The 16,586-nt window shown below is 61.4% G+C and carries 14 protein-coding genes; all 14 read left to right on the forward strand.

The genetic code is table 11. From position 1 onward, the window contains the following. Nucleotides 1-128: 128 nt before the first annotated feature. The 14 genes from FHL16_RS33995 to FHL16_RS05460 all read left to right on the forward strand — a co-directional run bounded on the left by FHL16_RS33995 (nucleotide 129) and on the right by FHL16_RS05460 (nucleotide 16,580). On the forward strand, nucleotides 129-281 hold the full coding sequence (locus FHL16_RS33995; RefSeq protein WP_158080544.1) for a hypothetical protein: 153 nt from the start codon (nucleotides 129-131) through the stop codon (nucleotides 279-281). Next, nucleotides 278-3,217 carry a bifunctional [glutamate--ammonia ligase]-adenylyl-L-tyrosine phosphorylase/[glutamate--ammonia-ligase] adenylyltransferase gene (gene glnE / locus FHL16_RS05400; RefSeq protein ID WP_077747646.1) on the forward strand — a complete coding sequence of 980 codons (2,940 nt, stop codon included), beginning with the start codon at nucleotides 278-280 and terminating at the stop codon, nucleotides 3,215-3,217. The genes FHL16_RS33995 and glnE overlap by 4 nt, the downstream gene beginning before the upstream one ends. Before the next feature lie 307 nt (nucleotides 3,218-3,524). Continuing rightward, nucleotides 3,525-4,559, forward strand: coding sequence for a lipopolysaccharide heptosyltransferase II (gene waaF, locus FHL16_RS05405; protein ID WP_077747647.1), 1,035 nt, complete (start codon nucleotides 3,525-3,527; stop codon nucleotides 4,557-4,559). A 1-nt stretch (nucleotide 4,560) separates the two neighbouring features. Then, nucleotides 4,561-5,622: a lipopolysaccharide heptosyltransferase I gene (waaC, locus tag FHL16_RS05410; protein ID WP_077747648.1), complete on the forward strand. Its 1,062-nt coding sequence runs from the start codon at nucleotides 4,561-4,563 to the stop codon at nucleotides 5,620-5,622. Continuing rightward, complete coding sequence (locus FHL16_RS05415; RefSeq protein WP_077747649.1) at nucleotides 5,622-6,743, forward strand: glycosyltransferase family 4 protein; 1,122 nt, start codon at nucleotides 5,622-5,624, stop codon at nucleotides 6,741-6,743. The genes waaC and FHL16_RS05415 overlap by 1 nt, the downstream gene beginning before the upstream one ends. Continuing rightward, on the forward strand, nucleotides 6,743-7,549 hold the full coding sequence (gene rfaP, locus FHL16_RS05420) for a lipopolysaccharide core heptose(I) kinase RfaP (RefSeq protein ID WP_077747650.1): 807 nt from the start codon (nucleotides 6,743-6,745) through the stop codon (nucleotides 7,547-7,549). The genes FHL16_RS05415 and rfaP overlap by 1 nt, the downstream gene beginning before the upstream one ends. Then, nucleotides 7,549-8,283, forward strand: coding sequence for a lipopolysaccharide kinase InaA family protein (locus tag FHL16_RS05425; protein WP_010464295.1), 735 nt, complete (start codon nucleotides 7,549-7,551; stop codon nucleotides 8,281-8,283). Before rfaP ends, FHL16_RS05425 begins: the two co-directional genes overlap by 1 nt. Continuing rightward, nucleotides 8,280-9,032, forward strand: coding sequence for a lipopolysaccharide kinase InaA family protein (locus FHL16_RS05430; protein ID WP_077747651.1), 753 nt, complete (start codon nucleotides 8,280-8,282; stop codon nucleotides 9,030-9,032). The genes FHL16_RS05425 and FHL16_RS05430 overlap by 4 nt, the downstream gene beginning before the upstream one ends. Continuing rightward, nucleotides 9,032-10,483, forward strand: coding sequence for a lipopolysaccharide kinase InaA family protein (locus tag FHL16_RS05435; RefSeq protein WP_077747652.1), 1,452 nt, complete (start codon nucleotides 9,032-9,034; stop codon nucleotides 10,481-10,483). The genes FHL16_RS05430 and FHL16_RS05435 overlap by 1 nt, the downstream gene beginning before the upstream one ends. 238 nt (nucleotides 10,484-10,721) lie before the next feature. Further along, nucleotides 10,722-11,057 carry a YceK/YidQ family lipoprotein gene (locus FHL16_RS05440; protein ID WP_077747653.1) on the forward strand — a complete coding sequence of 112 codons (336 nt, stop codon included), beginning with the start codon at nucleotides 10,722-10,724 and terminating at the stop codon, nucleotides 11,055-11,057. A gap of 313 nt (nucleotides 11,058-11,370) precedes the next feature. Continuing rightward, nucleotides 11,371-13,128 carry a carbamoyltransferase family protein gene (locus tag FHL16_RS05445; protein WP_010464288.1) on the forward strand — a complete coding sequence of 586 codons (1,758 nt, stop codon included), beginning with the start codon at nucleotides 11,371-11,373 and terminating at the stop codon, nucleotides 13,126-13,128. Continuing rightward, nucleotides 13,112-14,242 carry a glycosyltransferase gene (locus FHL16_RS05450; protein WP_077747654.1) on the forward strand — a complete coding sequence of 377 codons (1,131 nt, stop codon included), beginning with the start codon at nucleotides 13,112-13,114 and terminating at the stop codon, nucleotides 14,240-14,242. Before FHL16_RS05445 ends, FHL16_RS05450 begins: the two co-directional genes overlap by 17 nt. After that, nucleotides 14,242-15,138 carry an antimicrobial resistance protein Mig-14 gene (locus FHL16_RS05455; protein ID WP_077747655.1) on the forward strand — a complete coding sequence of 299 codons (897 nt, stop codon included), beginning with the start codon at nucleotides 14,242-14,244 and terminating at the stop codon, nucleotides 15,136-15,138. The genes FHL16_RS05450 and FHL16_RS05455 overlap by 1 nt, the downstream gene beginning before the upstream one ends. An 8-nt stretch (nucleotides 15,139-15,146) precedes the next feature. Then, nucleotides 15,147-16,580: a PIG-L deacetylase family protein gene (locus FHL16_RS05460; RefSeq protein ID WP_077747656.1), complete on the forward strand. Its 1,434-nt coding sequence runs from the start codon at nucleotides 15,147-15,149 to the stop codon at nucleotides 16,578-16,580. Nucleotides 16,581-16,586 lie beyond the last annotated feature (6 nt).

A 16,586-nucleotide genomic window follows, 5' to 3' on the forward strand; every position in this document is an offset into this window, starting at 1 on the left:
GGCGTGTAGTTTTACTACAAATCATCGGGCATTTCAGCTATCTGGATGTATATACGAGTAGTAAAACTACAGATGAGCGGCTTGTGGCCTCCGGCTGCGTTGTGAGAATAATCGTTAAGGTTGGTCTTTTGCCAACCGAAAAAGGTGAAAGCTTGATGCTGCCTGCCAAAAATAAAGAAATTTCAGCTATTTCTAACCTTTGTTCGACAGTCGATCACGTAGTGCGTTTTGAAAAATCACTACATGCCGCCCTCTACACGCCGATCAAGGATAGACCATGAGCCTCCCACCGCTTGCCGAACTGCCCGGCATTCTCCTGCCGTTTGTCACCCGCGCCGAGCAGTCGTTCCGTACCGCCGTTGCCGAGTTGGAAGATGACCATGGCCTGTCTGCCTGGACAGCTGAGCGCTGGGCGCAATTCGCCCGCGTCACCGCCGCCAGCGATTTCGTGACCGAACAGAGTGTGCGTGACCCCTTGATGTTGCTGGCGCTGGTGCAGTCCGGCGAACTGGACCGCAGCTTCGCACCGGGCGAGTTGTGCGGGCAGATCGCGGCAGCGGTGAATGCGGCCGAAACCGATGACGAGCTTGGTCGCGCCTTGCGCCGTCAGCGCACGCGTCAGCAAGTGCGGATCATCTGGCGCGACCTGACTCGTCAGGCTGATCTGGTCCAGACCTGCCGCGACCTCTCGGACATGGCCGATGCGAGCATCGATCAGGCCTATCAGTGGTTGTACTCGCGGCATTGCCAGCAGTTCGGCGTGCCCACCGGCCGGCGCAGCGGCGAGCCGCAGCAGATGGTCATCCTCGGCATGGGCAAGCTCGGCGCGGTGGAGCTCAACCTGTCATCGGACATCGACCTGATCTTCGCCTACCCCGAGGGTGGCGAAACCGTCGGCGTGAAACGCTCGCTGGATAACCAGGAATTCTTCATTCGTCTCGGCCAGCGCCTGATCAAGGCGCTGGACCCGATGACCGTCGACGGTTTTGTGTTCCGGGTCGACATGCGTCTGCGGCCTTACGGCTCGGCCGGTGCCCTGGTGTTGAGCTTCAACGCGCTGGAGCAGTATTACCAGGACCAGGGCCGCGACTGGGAACGCTACGCGATGATCAAGTCGCGGGTGGTGGCTGGCGATCAAGTGGCCGGCGCGCAACTGCAAGAGATGCTGCGCCCGTTCGTTTACCGGCGTTACCTCGACTTCTCTGCGATCGAAGCGCTGCGCACCATGAAGCAGCTGATCCAGCAGGAAGTGCGGCGCAAAGGCATGGCCGACAACATCAAGCTCGGCTCGGGCGGCATCCGCGAAGTGGAATTTATCGCCCAGGCGTTCCAGCTGATCCACGGCGGTCGCGACCTGAGCCTGCAGCAACGCCCCTTATTAAAAGTACTGAGCACCCTGGAAGGTCAGGGCTACCTGCCGCCGGCGGTGATCAGCGAGCTGCGCGAAGGCTATGAATTCCTGCGGTACACCGAGCACGCGATCCAGGCGATTGCCGACCGCCAGACCCAGATGCTGCCGGACGGTGCGCAGGATCAGGCGCGCATTGCCTTTATGTTGGGCTTCGCTGACTGGGAGGCTTTCCATGCGCAGCTTATGTATTGGCGAGGCCGCGTGGCCTGGCACTTTGGACAAGTGATCGCCGATCCCGATGAAGAGGAAGGCACCGAAAGCGAAGTGGTGGTCGGCGGTGAATGGCTGCCGCTGTGGGAAGAGGCCCAGGATGAAGAAGCCGCCTGCCGCCAGTTGGAAGAGGGCGGTTTTGCCGATGCCACCAAGGCACTGAAAGCGTTGGCCGGTTTGCGCAGCAGCCCGCAGTTGCGCGCGATGCAGCGTCTGGGGCGCGAACGCCTCGATGCATTTATTCCGCGTTTGCTGGCTCAGGCGGTCGAGCATGCCAATCCGGATCTGGTACTTGAGCGCGTGCTGCCGCTGGTTGAAGCGGTGGCCCGTCGCTCGGCGTATCTGGTGCTGCTGACCGAGAACCCCGGCGCCCTGCGACGTTTGCTGACCTTGTGCGCGGCAAGCCCATGGATCGCCGAGCAGATCACCCGCTTCCCGCTGCTGCTCGACGAATTGCTCAATGAAGGTCGATTGTTCAAGCCCCCACTGGCGCCGGAACTGGCCGCCGAGTTGCGCGAGCGCCTGACGCGGATTCCCGAAGACGACCTCGAACAGCAAATGGAAGCCCTGCGCCATTTCAAACTGGCGCACCGCTTGCGGGTCGCCGCTTCGGAAATCGCCGGCAGCCTGCCGTTGATGAAAGTCAGCGATTACCTGACCTGGCTGGCTGAAGCGATCCTCGCACAAGTACTGGCCCTAGCCTGGCGCCAGACCGTGGCCAAATATGGCACGCCACTGCGCACCGACGGCACCTTGTGCGATCCGGGCTTCATCATTGTCGGTTATGGGAAAGTCGGCGGACTGGAATTGGGGCATGGTTCGGACCTTGACCTGGTGTTCATCCATGACGGTGATCCGCAGGCGGAAACCGACGGAGCGAAACCTATCGACGGCGCGCAGTTTTTCACCCGGTTGGGGCAGCGGATCATTCATTTGATTACCACCCAGACCAACTCCGGCCAGCTGTATGAAGTCGATATGCGCCTGCGACCTTCCGGCGCCTCGGGGTTGCTGGTGAGTTCGGTCGGGGCGTTTGCCCGCTACCAGGAAAACGAAGCCTGGACCTGGGAACATCAGGCACTGGTGCGGGCCCGGGTGCTGGTGGGCAGCCAGGATGTCGGCCAGGCATTCGAGAAGGTGCGCGCGACGATATTGGGCAAGCACCGGGACCTGGCGACCTTGCGTCAGGAGGTGAGCGAGATGCGCGCCAAGATGCGCGATAACCTCGGTAGCAAGAGCACCGCAGCCGGCACGGCGGCAAATGCCTTCGAGGCCACGGCGCCATTCGATCTCAAGCAGGACGCCGGAGGTATCGTCGATATTGAATTTATGGTGCAATACGCGGCCCTGGCGTGGTCCGAAACACACCCGCCATTGCTGCGCTGGACGGATAACATCCGCATTCTGGAAGAGCTGGAACACGAAGGGCTGATGCCTGCCGAAGACGCCAGCCTGCTACGCGAGGCCTACAAGGCCTACCGTTCCGCCGCCCACCGGCAGGCCTTGCAGAAGGACCCCGGGGTGATACCAGGTGACCAGTTTGTCGATGAGCGTCGGCAGGTATTGCGGATCTGGCGTGAACTAGGGTTAAGCTGAAACGCGCGAGTTGAAGCAACAAGATTCAAATGTGGGAGCGAGCCTGCTCGCGAAGGCGGGGTGTCAGTCGCCATCGATGCTGGATGTGACGGCCCCTTCGCGAGCAGGCTCGCTCCCACAGTAGATCTGCTTTGTATCGCAGAACGATGCACACCAAATCCCAATGTGGGAGCGAGCCTGCTCGCGATAGCGGAGTGACAGTCGACAGCAATGTTGAAGGTGATGACCCATCGCAAGCCGACAGGCTCCCGCAGTGATTCTCGAGGCGGGGAGGCGTATGCCTCCCCGGTTCGTTTATGGAAACCACATGAAAATTCTGATCGTTGGGCCCAGTTGGGTCGGTGACATGGTGATGGCGCAGACACTGTTTCAGTGTCTCAAGCAACGCCACCCGCAATGCGAAATCGACGTCCTGGCCCCCGAATGGAGCCGGCCGATCCTGGAGCGCATGCCCGAAGTCCGTCAGGCCTTGAGCTTTCCGCTCGGCCATGGCGCCTTGGAGCTGGCGACGCGTCGGCGCATCGGCAAATCCCTGGCCGGCCAGTACGATCAGGCGATCCTGCTGCCAAACTCCTTGAAGTCGGCTCTGGTGCCGTTCTTCGCCGGGATCCGGAAACGCACCGGCTGGCGCGGCGAGTTCCGCTACGGCCTGCTTAATGACGTGCGCACGCTGGATAAAGAACGTTATCCGCTGATGATCGAGCGCTTCATGGCGCTGGCATTTGAGCGCGGTGCCGAACTGCCGACACCGTATCCACGGCCAAGCCTGCAGATCGACCCGGTCACCCGCGAGGCGGCGCTGGCCAAGTTTGGCCTGACCCTCGACCGCCCGGTGTTGGCCCTGTGCCCAGGTGCAGAGTTCGGCGAATCCAAGCGCTGGCCGTCCGAGCACTACGCCAAGGTCGCCGAAGCGAAGATCCGCGAAGGCTGGCAAGTCTGGTTGTTCGGTTCGAAAAACGATCACGCGGTCGGCGAGGACATCCGCGCACGGCTGATTCCCGGCCTGCGCGAAGAGTCGGTCAACCTCAGCGGCGGGACCTCCCTGGCCGAAGCTATCGACCTGATGTCCTGCGCCGATTCGGTGGTGTCCAACGACTCCGGCCTGATGCACGTCGCCGCTGCGCTCAACCGCCCGCTGGTGGCCGTCTACGGTTCGACATCGCCGGGCTTCACGCCACCCTTGGCCGAGCACGTCGAGATTGTGCGCCTGGGCCTCGAATGCAGCCCGTGCTTCGATCGCACCTGCCGCTTCGGTCATTACAACTGCCTGCGCCAGCTCATGCCGCAAGCGGTGAACGAAGCCTTGCAGCGGTTGCAGGGCACTGTGGTCGAGGTCAAATAGCTTGCGCGTTCTGTTGATCAAGACATCTTCGCTGGGCGACGTGATTCACGCGTTGCCCGCGTTGACCGACGCGGCGCGGGCGATCCCCGGCATCACGTTCGACTGGGTGGTGGAAGAAGGCTTCGCCGAGATCCCGACCTGGCACCCGGCCGTGGGCAAGGTGATCCCGGTGGCGATACGTCGCTGGCGCAAGAACCTCTGGCAAACCCTCAAGAGTGGCGAGTGGAAGCGCTTCAAACAAAGCGTTCGCGCCACCCGATACGATCTGGTGATTGATGCCCAGGGCCTGCTCAAAAGCGCCTGGTTGACGCGCTATGTCAAAGCGCCGGTCGCCGGGCTCGACAAGGACTCGGCGCGCGAGCCCATCGCCGCACGTTTCTATTCCCGTCGTCTGGCCGTGGGCCGTGGACAACACGCGGTAGAGCGGGTACGTCAATTGTTCGCTCTGGCCTTGGGCTACGACCTGCCCAAAGGCCTGGGCGATTACGGCTTGAACGTCGAGCGCCTGGTGGAACTGCCGCGCAAGAACCCCTATGTGCTGTTCCTGCACGGCACCACGTGGGACACCAAGCACTGGCCGGAAGCCTATTGGCGCGAACTGGCCGAGCGCGTTGGCTATCTCGGTGTTGCCGTGAAGCTGCCGTGGGGCAATCCGGTCGAGAAGGCCCGGGCCGAACGCATCGCCGCCGGGTTCCGGCATGTCGAAGTGCTGCCCAAACTGAACCTGGCCGGTGTCGGCAAAGTATTGGCTGGCGCTCAAGCCTGCGTGGCCGTGGACACCGGCCTCGGTCATCTGGCCGCCGCGCTCGACGTACCGACCCTTTCGCTGTTCGGTCCGACCAACCCGGGCCTGACCGGCGCCTACGGCAAGGCGCAGATTCACATCGCCAGCGATTTCCCCTGCGCGCCGTGCCTGCAAAAGAAATGTACGTATCAACCGACGGCCGAAGATGCCCGTCAGTTCGACCTGAAACGCGAGTGGCCCCTGTGCTTCACGCGTCTGAATCCCGAGCGTGTCGCGACCCGACTGAGCACGTTGTTACTGGCTGAGGAGCTGCGCTGATGCAATTGGCATTCGTCTTGTACAAGTACTTTCCGTTCGGGGGGTTGCAGCGCGATTTCATGCGCATCGCCCTGGAGTGCCAACAGCGCGGCCATCAAATTCGCGTCTACACGCTGATCTGGGAAGGCGATGTCCCGCCGGGTTTCGAAGTGCTGGTGGCGCCGGTCAAGGCGTTCTTCAATCATCGCCGTAATGAAAAGCTCAGCGAGTGGATGGAGGCGGACCTGGCCAAGCGTCCTGTGGACCGTCTGATCGGCTTCAACAAGATGCCGGGCCTGGACGTTTACTACGCCGCCGATGGTTGCTTTGAAGACAAGGCGCAGAACCTGCGCAACTCGCTGTACCGTCGTTGGGGCCGCTACCGGCACTTCGCCGAGTACGAGCGCGCGGTGTTCGCCAAGGACGCCAAGACGGAAGTGCTGATGATTTCCGAAGTCCAGCAGCCGCTGTTCATCAAGCATTACGACACACCGCTGGAACGCTTCCATTTGCTGCCGCCGGGGATCTCCCAGGACCGTCGCGCACCCGCCAATGCCGCCGAAATCCGAGCCGATTTCCGTCGCGAATTCAACCTCAAGGACGATGAGCTGCTGCTGGTGCAGATCGGCTCCGGGTTCAAGACCAAGGGGGTGGATCGCAGCCTCAAGGCGCTGGCCGCGTTGCCCGCTGATCTGAAGAAACGCACCCGGCTGTTTGTAATTGGCCAGGATGACCCCAAATTATTCCAGATGCAGAGCGCCACTTTGGGGCTCGGCGACAACGTGACGTTCCTCAAGGGGCGCAGCGATATCCCACGTTTCCTGCTGGGTGCCGACCTGCTGATTCATCCGGCGTATAACGAAAACACCGGGACTGTGTTGCTCGAAGCCCTGGTGGCCGGGTTGCCGGTATTGGTGAGCGCGGTCTGTGGTTACGCCCATTACATCGCCGAGGCCGACGCCGGCCTGGTGTTGGACGAACCGTTCGATCAGGCGCAACTGACGCAGTACCTGACCGGCATGTTGAACGACGCTCAAGCACGGGCGGCCTGGAGCCGCAACGGTCTGGCCTTCGCTGAGACGGCCGACCTCTACAGCATGCCGCAGCACGCGGCCGATGTGATTCTGGCGGAGCACGCTTAATGAAGTTGATGCTGGCTGAACCGTTCAAGAGCCTTTGGGCCGGACGCGATGCGTTCACCGAAGTGGAAGGCTTGCAGGGCGAGGTTTACCGTGAACTGGAAGCGCGCCGGACCTTGCGCACTGAAGTGAACGGCAATGGCTTTTTCGTGAAGATCCACCGTGGCATCGGCTGGGGCGAGATCTTCAAGAACCTGCTGACGGCCAAGCTGCCGGTACTCGGCGCGGGTCAGGAGTGGAAGGCCATTCAGCGCCTCAAAGAAGTCGGCGTGCCGACCATGACCGCCGTCGCTTATGGCGAAAAGGGCAGCAACCCGGCGGATCAACACTCGTTTATCGTCACCGAAGAGCTGGCGCCCACCGTTAGCCTCGAAGACTTCAGCATCGACTGGATCAAGAACCCGCCCGAGCCCAGACTCAAGCGCGCGCTGATCGCCGAAGTCGCGCGCATGACCGGCATGATGCACCGCGCCGGGGTCAACCACCGCGACTGCTACATCTGCCACTTCCTGCTGCACACCGATAAACCGGTGACGGCTGAAGACTTCAAGCTCTCGGTGATCGACCTGCACCGCGCCCAGACCCGGCCGGCCATTACCCAGCGCTGGCGCAACAAGGATCTGGCGGCGTTGTACTTTTCGGCCCTGGACATCGGCCTGACCCAACGCGACAAACTGCGATTCCTCAAAGGCTACTTCCAGCAGCCATTGCGCCAGATTCTGGCTGAAGAAGCGCCGTTGCTCGCCTGGCTTGAAGGCAAAGCCAACAAACTTTACGACCGTAAACAGCGATACGGGGATGCGCTCTGATGCCCGGTTGGAAGTTGGAACCTGCTTACAGCGATCTGACGGAAGATTTTGGCAGCCTGGAAGCAGTGTTTGCGCTTCAGGGTGAACGCCTGACCCGCGACCCGTTGTCCGAGGTCATCCGCGTCAATCGCAACGGCGTCAATTATTACGTCAAGCGCTACGTGGGTGCCGGCAAAGGCCTGCGCCGCTACCTGGGCAAACCCCGGGTCAAGGCCGAATGGCAGAACCTCAAGCGCTTCGCCAAGTGGGGCATTCCGACCGCTGAAGTGGTTGCCTGGGGGCTGGAGCGGCGAGGCGCGGCGTATGCTCGTGGCGCGATGATCACCCGCGAACTGCCCAACACCGAAGACTTGTCGGCCCTCGCCGACCGCCACGATCCCAAGCTGGCGGACCGCGCCTGGGTCGATTCCGTCAGCCGTCAGTTGGCCGGTTACACCCGGACCATGCACGACAACCGTTTCACCCATAACGATTTGAAGTGGCGTAATCTGCTGATCGACGATGAGGCCAAGCTGTTCCTGATCGATTGCCCCAACGGCGATTTCTGGCGCGGCTTCTGGCTCAAATACCGGATCACCAAAGACCTGGCCTGCCTCGACAAGGTGGCGAAATATCACCTGTCGGCCACCCAGCGCCTGCGCTTTTACCTGCAATACCGCCAGCGTGACCGGCTGAATGCCGACGACAAAAAACGCATCCGGCACGTGGTGAGATTTTTCGAGGGGCGCGAATGACTGATTTCCTGGCCGCTGAAGACCGTGCGCTGCTTGAGCGCCACGGCCTCGGCACGTTCGATGCACTCTGGGACAAGCAACTTGAGGCGGTGGATGAGCCCAACACCGTCAGTGGCGGCTGGAGTAGCGTGTTTCGGCTGGATCTGGAAGGTCATGGCTACTACCTCAAGCGCCAGAGCAACTACCTGACGCGCACCTTCCATGCGCCGTTCGGCGAACCGAGTTTTGCCCGCGAGTTTCGCAACATCAGTCGTTATCAGAAGCTGGGTATTCCGGCGCTGAAAGCGGCGTTTTTTGGTGAGCGCAAAGTCGATGGGGAAGTGCGGGCGGTTCTGCTGACCCGTGCGTTGGACGGTTGGGATGACCTGGATTCGCTGTTACAGCGCTGGTCGGACCTGAGCGAAGCGCAACACACGGCCATCATGAAAGCCTGTGGCGAACTGGCGCGGCGCCTGCACGGCGTGCGCCAGCTTCACGGCTGTTTCTACCCCAAGCACATTTTCCTCCAGGCCACGGGTGAGGGTTATCAGGCGCAGTTGATCGACCTGGAAAAAACCCGGCCGTTGCTGTTCGGCCAGCGTGACCGGGTCAAGGACCTGGAACCGTTGCTGCGCCGCGCGCCGGAGTGGACCGAAGCGCAGTTGCGCGAATTGCTGGCGGTTTATGTGGATCAGCCACGGGACAGTTCGCTGGTGGACAGTTGGGTTTCGCGCCTCACCGCGCGACGCAGTCACAAGGAGGCGCGCTGATGCGTTTGTCCGAATTGAAAGGCGCGGGCCGCAGCCCGAGCCTGCCGATGAGCATTTCACTGGCCGATGCTGCCGGTCCCGCCGAGTTGCAGTTGCTGAGCTTGTTGCGCGTATTGCCGGGGCAGCGTTATGTCGGCGCCGGCGTGTGGCGCGGCCGGCCGGTGCTGGCCAAGTTGTTGGTCGGCGGCAAGGCGGCGCGGCATTTTCAGCGTGAACTGGACGGCGTGCGTTTGCTCGCCGATCAAGGGCTGACCACTCCGCAGTTGCTGGTGGACGGCCTGAAAGAGGGCGAGGGCGGCTGGCTACTGTTCGATTTCCTCGAAGGCGCCGAGAGCCTGGGGGAGACCTGGAAAAAAGTCGAACACTTGCCGGTGCTGGCTGATATGCAAGGGGCCGTGTTGGCCGAGGCGTTAGGCGCTATCGGCCAAATGCATCGCAAGGGGCTCTGGCAGGAAGACCTTCATCTGGACAATCTCCTGCGTCAGCGAGGTCGGCTGTACCTGATCGATGGCGGCGGAGTCTGTGCTGAGACCCCGGGCCAGCCGCTGTCTCGGCAGAAAGTCCTGGAAAACCTCGGCGTGTTCTTCGCCCAGTTGCCCAAGTCTTTGGAACCGTACACCGAAGAATTGCTGGTGTATTACCTGCTGAGTAACGGCGAACACGCCTTGCCGATGGAAGCGTTGCAGAAGCAGATCGACAAGGTTCGCAGCTGGCGCTTGAAGGACTACCTGATCAAGGTGGGGCGCGAGTGTTCGTTGTTCAGCGTCCAGCGCGGGCCTTTTGGCTTGCGGGCTATTCGTCGTGAAGAAGAGGCGGCGATGCTGCCGGTGCTGGAACAGGCCGATGCCTTGCTCGATCAGGGCCATCTGTACAAGACTGGCGGTGCAGCGAGTGTAGGAAAAGTCGAGGTTGGTGGTCGGACGCTGGTGATCAAGCGCTACAACATCAAAGGCTTTGCCCACTGGCTCAAACGCTTCTGGCGTCCGAGCCGTGCCTGGCACTCGTGGCGCGAAGGCAATCGCCTCGCGTTCCTCGGCATCGCCACGCCCAAACCGCTGGCGTTGCTGGAGAAGCGTTTTCTCTGGCTGCGCAGCCGGGCGTACTTGATCACTGAGTATCTGCCGGGGCCGGACATCATCGAGCGCTTTGCGCCGTACGTTGAAAAGGGTGATGCGCCCGAGGCTGAATTGGTGGCGCTGGATCATTTGTTTGCCGAGCTGATCCGCGAGCGCATCAGTCATGGGGATTTCAAGGGGCATAACCTGTTCTGGCAGCAGGATCGCTGGGCGCTGATCGATCTGGATTCGATGTGTCAGCATGGCTCTGTAGGGAGCTTTGCCCCGGCGTATGCGCGGGACCGGGCGCGGTTCATGCGTAACTGGCCCGAGAGCAGTGCGCTGTATCAGGTCATTGACCAGCGTCTGCCCAAAGACATCTCTGGCGCGGCCTGAATCGGGTCTTCGACCCTATCGTCGGAACGCCGCCCGGAGCCGGCTCGCTCCCACAGGGGCTCTGTGTTCACCGCAGATCAAATGTAGGAGCGAGCCTGCTCGCGATGGGGCCAGAACAGACACCCGAGATTAAGAGGACAAGTTCTTGTGAACCGTCCTACATGATCCCCAGACCCCGTGAACTGTGCGCTGAAGAGCCGCGATGCTAGTTTCGCCTGACGTTCACGGAGGGCAAACCTTGACCATAAAAACGGCTGTTGCAATCGGTACATTCTCACTGGCTTTATCGGGATGCGGGACCGCGCTGACGGTGCTGCAAGATGACGAAGACGCCGCTCGCGGCCTGCGAAAACAAAAAACCTACTGCCAGTCCATCCCCCGCATCTACAGCGGCCTGGCCTACGACTTCTGCATCCTGAATGCCCCGCCAGATCCCACCGGCTTCCTCGTCCCCTTTGTGTTGCTGGACCTGACCCTGTCAGGGGTCATGGACACCGTTTCCTTGCCCTATACGATTTACCGCCAGGCCGCCGACGGCAATCTCGGTATTTACTGGCGCGCTGGCCGCGGGTAGCGCTTTTGTAATCCGGCGGGTGATGTGTCTAGTCCTGAAACAGGTTTTCCCAGTTTCAGAAAGCGAAAAGCCCCGATGAACTCACCGAGGCTATAGCGCCGACCGGGATCTCCCAGTCCATTTGAGCAGGAGCCTATGTCGACGTCTTTCTGCTGTCAACGCGTGAGCTTGCTGCTTGCCACTTCCCGCTAGAGGCTTGCCGTCGCTTTTAAGCTATAATCCCGCCCTTTAGCTGTCTCTCGCCCCTTGCGAGGGGCACATCAATTTTTGAGGCGCTTGTCGCCTGCATGCAGACTAAAGAGGCTAGACCCCTGTGGCATTGACGATTCTTGGCCTGTCCGGCGCCCTTAGCCATGATCCTTCAGCAGCCTTGTACATCGACGGCAAGCTGGTCGCGGCGGCTGAGGAAGAGCGCTTCGTACGCGATAAACATGCAAAGAACCGCATGCCTTACGAATCGGCGAAGTTCTGCCTGGAGCAGGCAGGCATCAAGCCGTCCGACGTTGACGTGGTCGCGATTCCGTTCGCCCCGATCAGCATTTTCGGCAAGGCTCGCTGGCAGTACGCCAAGCGTTACTGGTACGCCCCGGACCGCGCACTCGACGCGATCCTGATGGGCAACCGTCGCTACAAGCGCTATCGCAACAAGATCGTCTGGTGCCTGGAGCAACTGGGCTTCGATCCGAAGAAAATCAAGATCGAGCCGGTTGAACACCACCTGGCCCACGCTTCCAGCGCTTATCACTGCTCGGGTTTCAAAGAGAAAACCGCGATCCTCGGCATCGACGGCAAGGGCGAGTACGCCACGACCTTCTTCGGTTATGGCGAAAACGGCAAGATCCACAAGATCAAGGAATTCTTTGATCCGGACTCCCTCGGCGGCCTGTACGGCGCGATCACCGAGTTCCTCGGTTTCGACATGCTGGACGGTGAGTTCAAGGTCATGGGCATGGCGCCGTACGGCGATGCCAGCAAATACGATTTCTCGCGTCTGGCCTCGTTCGAGAACGGCGAACTGGTGATCAACACCGACTACGCCAACGTGATCGGCCTGCGCCGTTATAAAGAGAAGGGCAAGGGTTACTACTTCTCGCCGAAGCTGATCGAGTGGCTGGGGCCGAAGCGCGAAGGCGACATCGCCGACGAGCCGTACATCCACTACGCCGCCAGCATTCAGGCGCTGTTCGAAAAAATTGCGCTGCAGATGATCGACTACTACCTGGGCGACGTGCTCAAGGAAACCGGCAAACTGGCCTACGCCGGTGGCTGTGCGTTGAACGTCAAGCTCAACCAGAAAATCATCGCCCGTGACGACGTCAAGGAGCTGTTCGTACAGCCTGCTTCCGGCGATGCCGGCACCGCAGTCGGCGCAGCAGCCTACGTGTCCAATGCCCGTGGCGTGCCGGTCGAGAAGATGGAACACGTCTACCTCGGCCCGTCGTACAGCAACGAAGACGTGGTCGCCGCGTGCGCCCGTCATCCGAGCAAGCCGGTCTGGCGCAAACTCGAAAACATGCCGGAAAACATCGCCAAAATCATGGTCGACGGTAACCCGGTAGCCTGGTTCCAGGGCCGCATGGAGTTCGGTCCGCGGGCCTTGGGCGGTCGTTCGATCATCGGTTGCCCGAGCGCTGTCGGCGTGGCTGACCGCATCAACCACCAGATCAAGTTCCGCGAGCGCTGGAGGCCTTTCTGCCCGTCGATGCTCGACACCGTGGCCCCGCAGATGATCAAGATCGATCACCCGGCGCCGTTCATGACCTTCACTTTCGAAGTGGCTGAAGAATGGAAGACCCGCGTGCCGGAAGTCGTCCACGAAGACGGCACGTCCCGGGCCCAGGTGCTCAAGCGCGAATACAACCCGCGTTATTACGACATGATGAAGGCGCTGGAAGTGCTGACCGGCAACGGCGTGTCGCTGAACACCTCGCTCAACCGTCGTGGCGAGCCGATGATCTGCTCGCCGACCGACGCGCTGAACATGTTCTTCGGTTCCGATCTACAGTATCTGATCATGGAAGACATCCTGGTGGTCAAAGAGGGCGCCAACGCTTATGACACGCTCGGCTGAACGCCATGTGTTGCAGTTCTGCCACGGCTATGACGGGCCGTTCCTGGACTGCGCCCGGCAGTACGCCAGCCTGTTCGCGGGGACCGGTTATCGGGTGACCACGGTCTTTTTGACCGGGGCCGCCGATAGCGAAGTCGCCGCGAACTGCGCTTCCGATGAAGTGCTGTTCATGGAATACAGCTCCAAGGCCATTCGTGGCCTGAAGCTGGGCGCCATCAGCGATCTGCGCAAGATCGCCGCCTCGCGCAATTTCAGTTTCTGCATTGCTCACCGCTTCAAGCCGATCTACATCGCCTTGCTCGGCACCTCGCTGCCGGTGATTGGTGTGCATCACGCGTTTGGCGATTACAAACGCGGCACCCGCAAACTGTTCGCGCATATTTTCCGCAAGCGCCTGAGCCTGCTCGGGGTCTCCGATGCGGTGCGTGACGACATGCGCCGTTGCCTGCCGAAATGGCCGGCCGGGCGGATTCAGACGCTGTATAACCGTGTCGATGTGCCGGCGTTGCAAACCAGCCAGGTGTCGGTGCGCGAGGCCCGGGAAACCCTCGGCCTGTCGGCGGATGCCTGGATTGTCGGCAACGTCGGACGGCTGCACCCAGACAAAGACCAGACCACGCTGCTGCACGGATTTGCCGAGGCATTGCCGGGCTTGCCGGGCAACAGTCAACTGGTGATCCTCGGCAGTGGTCGCCTGGAGGAGGACCTCAAGGCCCTGGCCCGGGAGCTGGGTATCGGCGACCGCGTGCTGTTCCTCGGCCAGGTGCCGGATGCCCGTCGTTACTTCCGAGCCTTCGATGTGTTTGCCTTGAGTTCTGATCATGAGCCGTTCGGCATGGTGCTGCTCGAAGCCATGGCCGCCGGTGTACCGTTGCTCGCCACCGCGTGCGGTGGGGCCAAGGAGGTCGTCGAAGGCGTGGGCATTCTGTTCCCGTTGGGCGATGCCGAACACCTGGCCCAAGGGCTGCAACACCTGGCCGCGATGGACGACCAGCAACGTCACCAGTGTGCCGAGCTGATGCTCGATCGCCTGCGTGAGCGTTTCTCCGACCGCGCGGTACGCGATGCTTTCTGGCATTTGCCGCACGTCACTGAACTGGCACCGAGGGGCTGATGCTCAACCGATTTCAAGGCTGGCGCGAACGGGGCTGGGCGGTGGTCGACGCCTCGACTTATGCACAGGCCTGGCAACGTTTTGGCGGCAGCGTCGCGACCCATCCTCTGGTAGTTGAACGTCTGGCAAAGTTGGCCGGGATCCCGGTGCGTTACCTGGCCTGGGAAAAAAACGGTGAAGTTAAAGCCGCTATCCCGACCTGGGGCCGTGACCTGGCGCTGTCCAAAGACGTACTCAAGCGCCGTGGTAAAAAAGGCCTGTTCGACCTCGGCAATGCCGAGTTGATCCTGCCGGCCGCCGCCGATGCGCAGGCGCCGCTGCGCCATCGCGGACGTTATTTGTCGGCGCTCAACGAAGGCCGTTTCACCGGCATCAAGCTGCAGACTGAGCAACTGGCGATGGCCCGCACGCCCGAAGAGTTGTCGAAGAAGTTTCGCTACAACCAGCGCCGTGAATTGCGTCTGCTGGAAGAGGCGGGCGGGGTGGTGCGGCCGGTCGCCGAGTTTTCCAGCGCTGAGCTGGGCGCGATCTATTGCGACCTGTTCCAGCGTCGCTGGGGCTTCCCGGCCACCGGCGCCGAGCGCATGGGCGAGGTGATCGAGCTGCTGCGGGACTTGCTGATCGGCTCGGTGATTTTCCTCAACGATGCGCCGATTGCGATTCAACTGGTGTACCGCGTCGAGGCGCCGGAGTGGATCAGCGTCGAGTACATCAATGGCGGTGTCGATCCCGAAACGCGAGAGTTCAGCCCCGGCAGCGTGCTGAGTTTTCTCAATACCCAAAGTGCCTGGGAACACGCCCGCGCCCTGGGTAAACCCTTGCGGTTCTCCTTCGGCCGCGCCGACCGGGAATACAAGGACCGCTGGTGCAATCCCGTGCCGGTCTTCACCGTGTGAGTGAACCCATGAGCCGCAAACAGCAACTGCTCAAGCGCCATCGGCGCAACAAACGCATCGGCCTGTTGATCGCGCTGGTGCTGTTGATTGCCATCGGCGTGCTGGTGGCGTGGTGGTTGCCGCTGGTACTCGCGGTGCTGGGCTGGATTGCCCACGAGGCATGGTTCGCCGACCATTTGTTCTATTCGCCCAAAGACGATTACCAATACAGCTTCCCGCCCTACACCCCGCAGCCCAAGGTGCATCTGGACGGTGAGCGGTTACGCCTGGACGAAGGCGTGATGCTGGTCGACGACGCAACGCTGGTGTTGGCGCTGCGGGTAAAAAGCACGTGGCTGGGGCGCTTTATCGACCCGGTGGTCGAGTTGTTGGGTGGCGACAATCCGGACCGGCAAACCTTTGAGCGCGGTGTGAATGGCCTGCGTTACCTGAACCTCAGTGGTCAGGCGCAAGTATTGTCGCGGGGCGAGTTGCGCCTGCACGGACGCTTCTGCCGCTTGCTCGGTGAGCCTGTGCTGTGGGCGCTGGAACAACCGGATTACCGCCGCCAGCGCGTAATGGTGATCGCCCCTCATGCCGATGACGCCGAACTGGCCGCCTATGGTTTATACAGCCAGGCCGATGAAGCCTGGATCGTGACCCTCACCGCCGGTGAAATCGAAGCCGAGCATTATCAGCAGATCGGCCTGAACAAGGTCGAGGCGGCGCGGCTCAAGGGCCGTTTGCGCGCCTGGGACAGCATCGCTGTGCCGCGTTGGGCTGGCGTGCCTGAAGCGCATTGCGTGCAACTGGGTTATTTCTGCCTGCAACTGGCGGCGATGCAGGCCGCACCGGCGAAGCCGATGGGTTCCCGCGAAGCCGAATTGAGCGACACCCGCGTCTATCGCCAGTTGAATCCATTTGCCCTGCCGGGCGACGTCGACGGTGCTCCGACCTGGAACAACCTGCTGGCCGATCTGCGTGAACTGATACTGCGCGCGCGCCCTGAAGTGATCGTGCTGCCGCACCCGACGCTCGACCCGCATCCCGATCATCTCTGTGCCCAGCAAGCGGTCCTCGAAGCCTTGCGAGGCCTGGAATGGCAACCGACCACCTTGCTCGGCTACGCCAATCATCTGCACGATAACGATCGCTGGCCGATGGGCGATGCGGGGCATGGCATCGCGCTGCCGCCGGCCTTCGACTCGACCACACCGATGCAGCCTTGCTGCCTGCCGCTGTCGCTGGACCTTCAGCGTGATAAAGCCATGGCACTGGGCATGATGCATGACCTGCAACCGCCCATGCCGTTCAAGCGACGTTTGCGTCGGTTGATACAGCGTCTGCTGGCCCGTAGAGTGCCGCCCCTTTTTGGCGAAAACGAATTTTTTCGCAAGGCGGTCAGACGTCATGAATTGTTATGGCTGTTGAATCATGGTGAAGCATCTCGACAGCAGAAATGAAGCACT

It is taken from the genome of Pseudomonas sp. FSL W5-0299 (genome assembly GCF_005930655.1).
Lineage (GTDB): Bacteria > Pseudomonadota > Gammaproteobacteria > Pseudomonadales > Pseudomonadaceae > Aquipseudomonas > Aquipseudomonas mandelii.

Coding starts and splice junctions, on each gene's coding strand:
- FHL16_RS05460 (WP_077747656.1), top strand. CDS start 15,147: ATGAGCCGCAAACAGCAACTGCTCAAGCGCCATCGGCGCAACAAACGC.
- FHL16_RS05455 (WP_077747655.1), top strand. CDS start 14,242: ATGCTCAACCGATTTCAAGGCTGGCGCGAACGGGGCTGGGCGGTGGTC.
- rfaP (WP_077747650.1), top strand. CDS start 6,743: ATGAAGTTGATGCTGGCTGAACCGTTCAAGAGCCTTTGGGCCGGACGC.
- glnE (WP_077747646.1), top strand. CDS start 278: ATGAGCCTCCCACCGCTTGCCGAACTGCCCGGCATTCTCCTGCCGTTT.
- FHL16_RS05435 (WP_077747652.1), top strand. CDS start 9,032: ATGCGTTTGTCCGAATTGAAAGGCGCGGGCCGCAGCCCGAGCCTGCCG.
- FHL16_RS05450 (WP_077747654.1), top strand. CDS start 13,112: ATGACACGCTCGGCTGAACGCCATGTGTTGCAGTTCTGCCACGGCTAT.
- FHL16_RS05430 (WP_077747651.1), top strand. CDS start 8,280: ATGACTGATTTCCTGGCCGCTGAAGACCGTGCGCTGCTTGAGCGCCAC.
- FHL16_RS05415 (WP_077747649.1), top strand. CDS start 5,622: ATGCAATTGGCATTCGTCTTGTACAAGTACTTTCCGTTCGGGGGGTTG.
- waaF (WP_077747647.1), top strand. CDS start 3,525: ATGAAAATTCTGATCGTTGGGCCCAGTTGGGTCGGTGACATGGTGATG.
- FHL16_RS05425 (WP_010464295.1), top strand. CDS start 7,549: ATGCCCGGTTGGAAGTTGGAACCTGCTTACAGCGATCTGACGGAAGAT.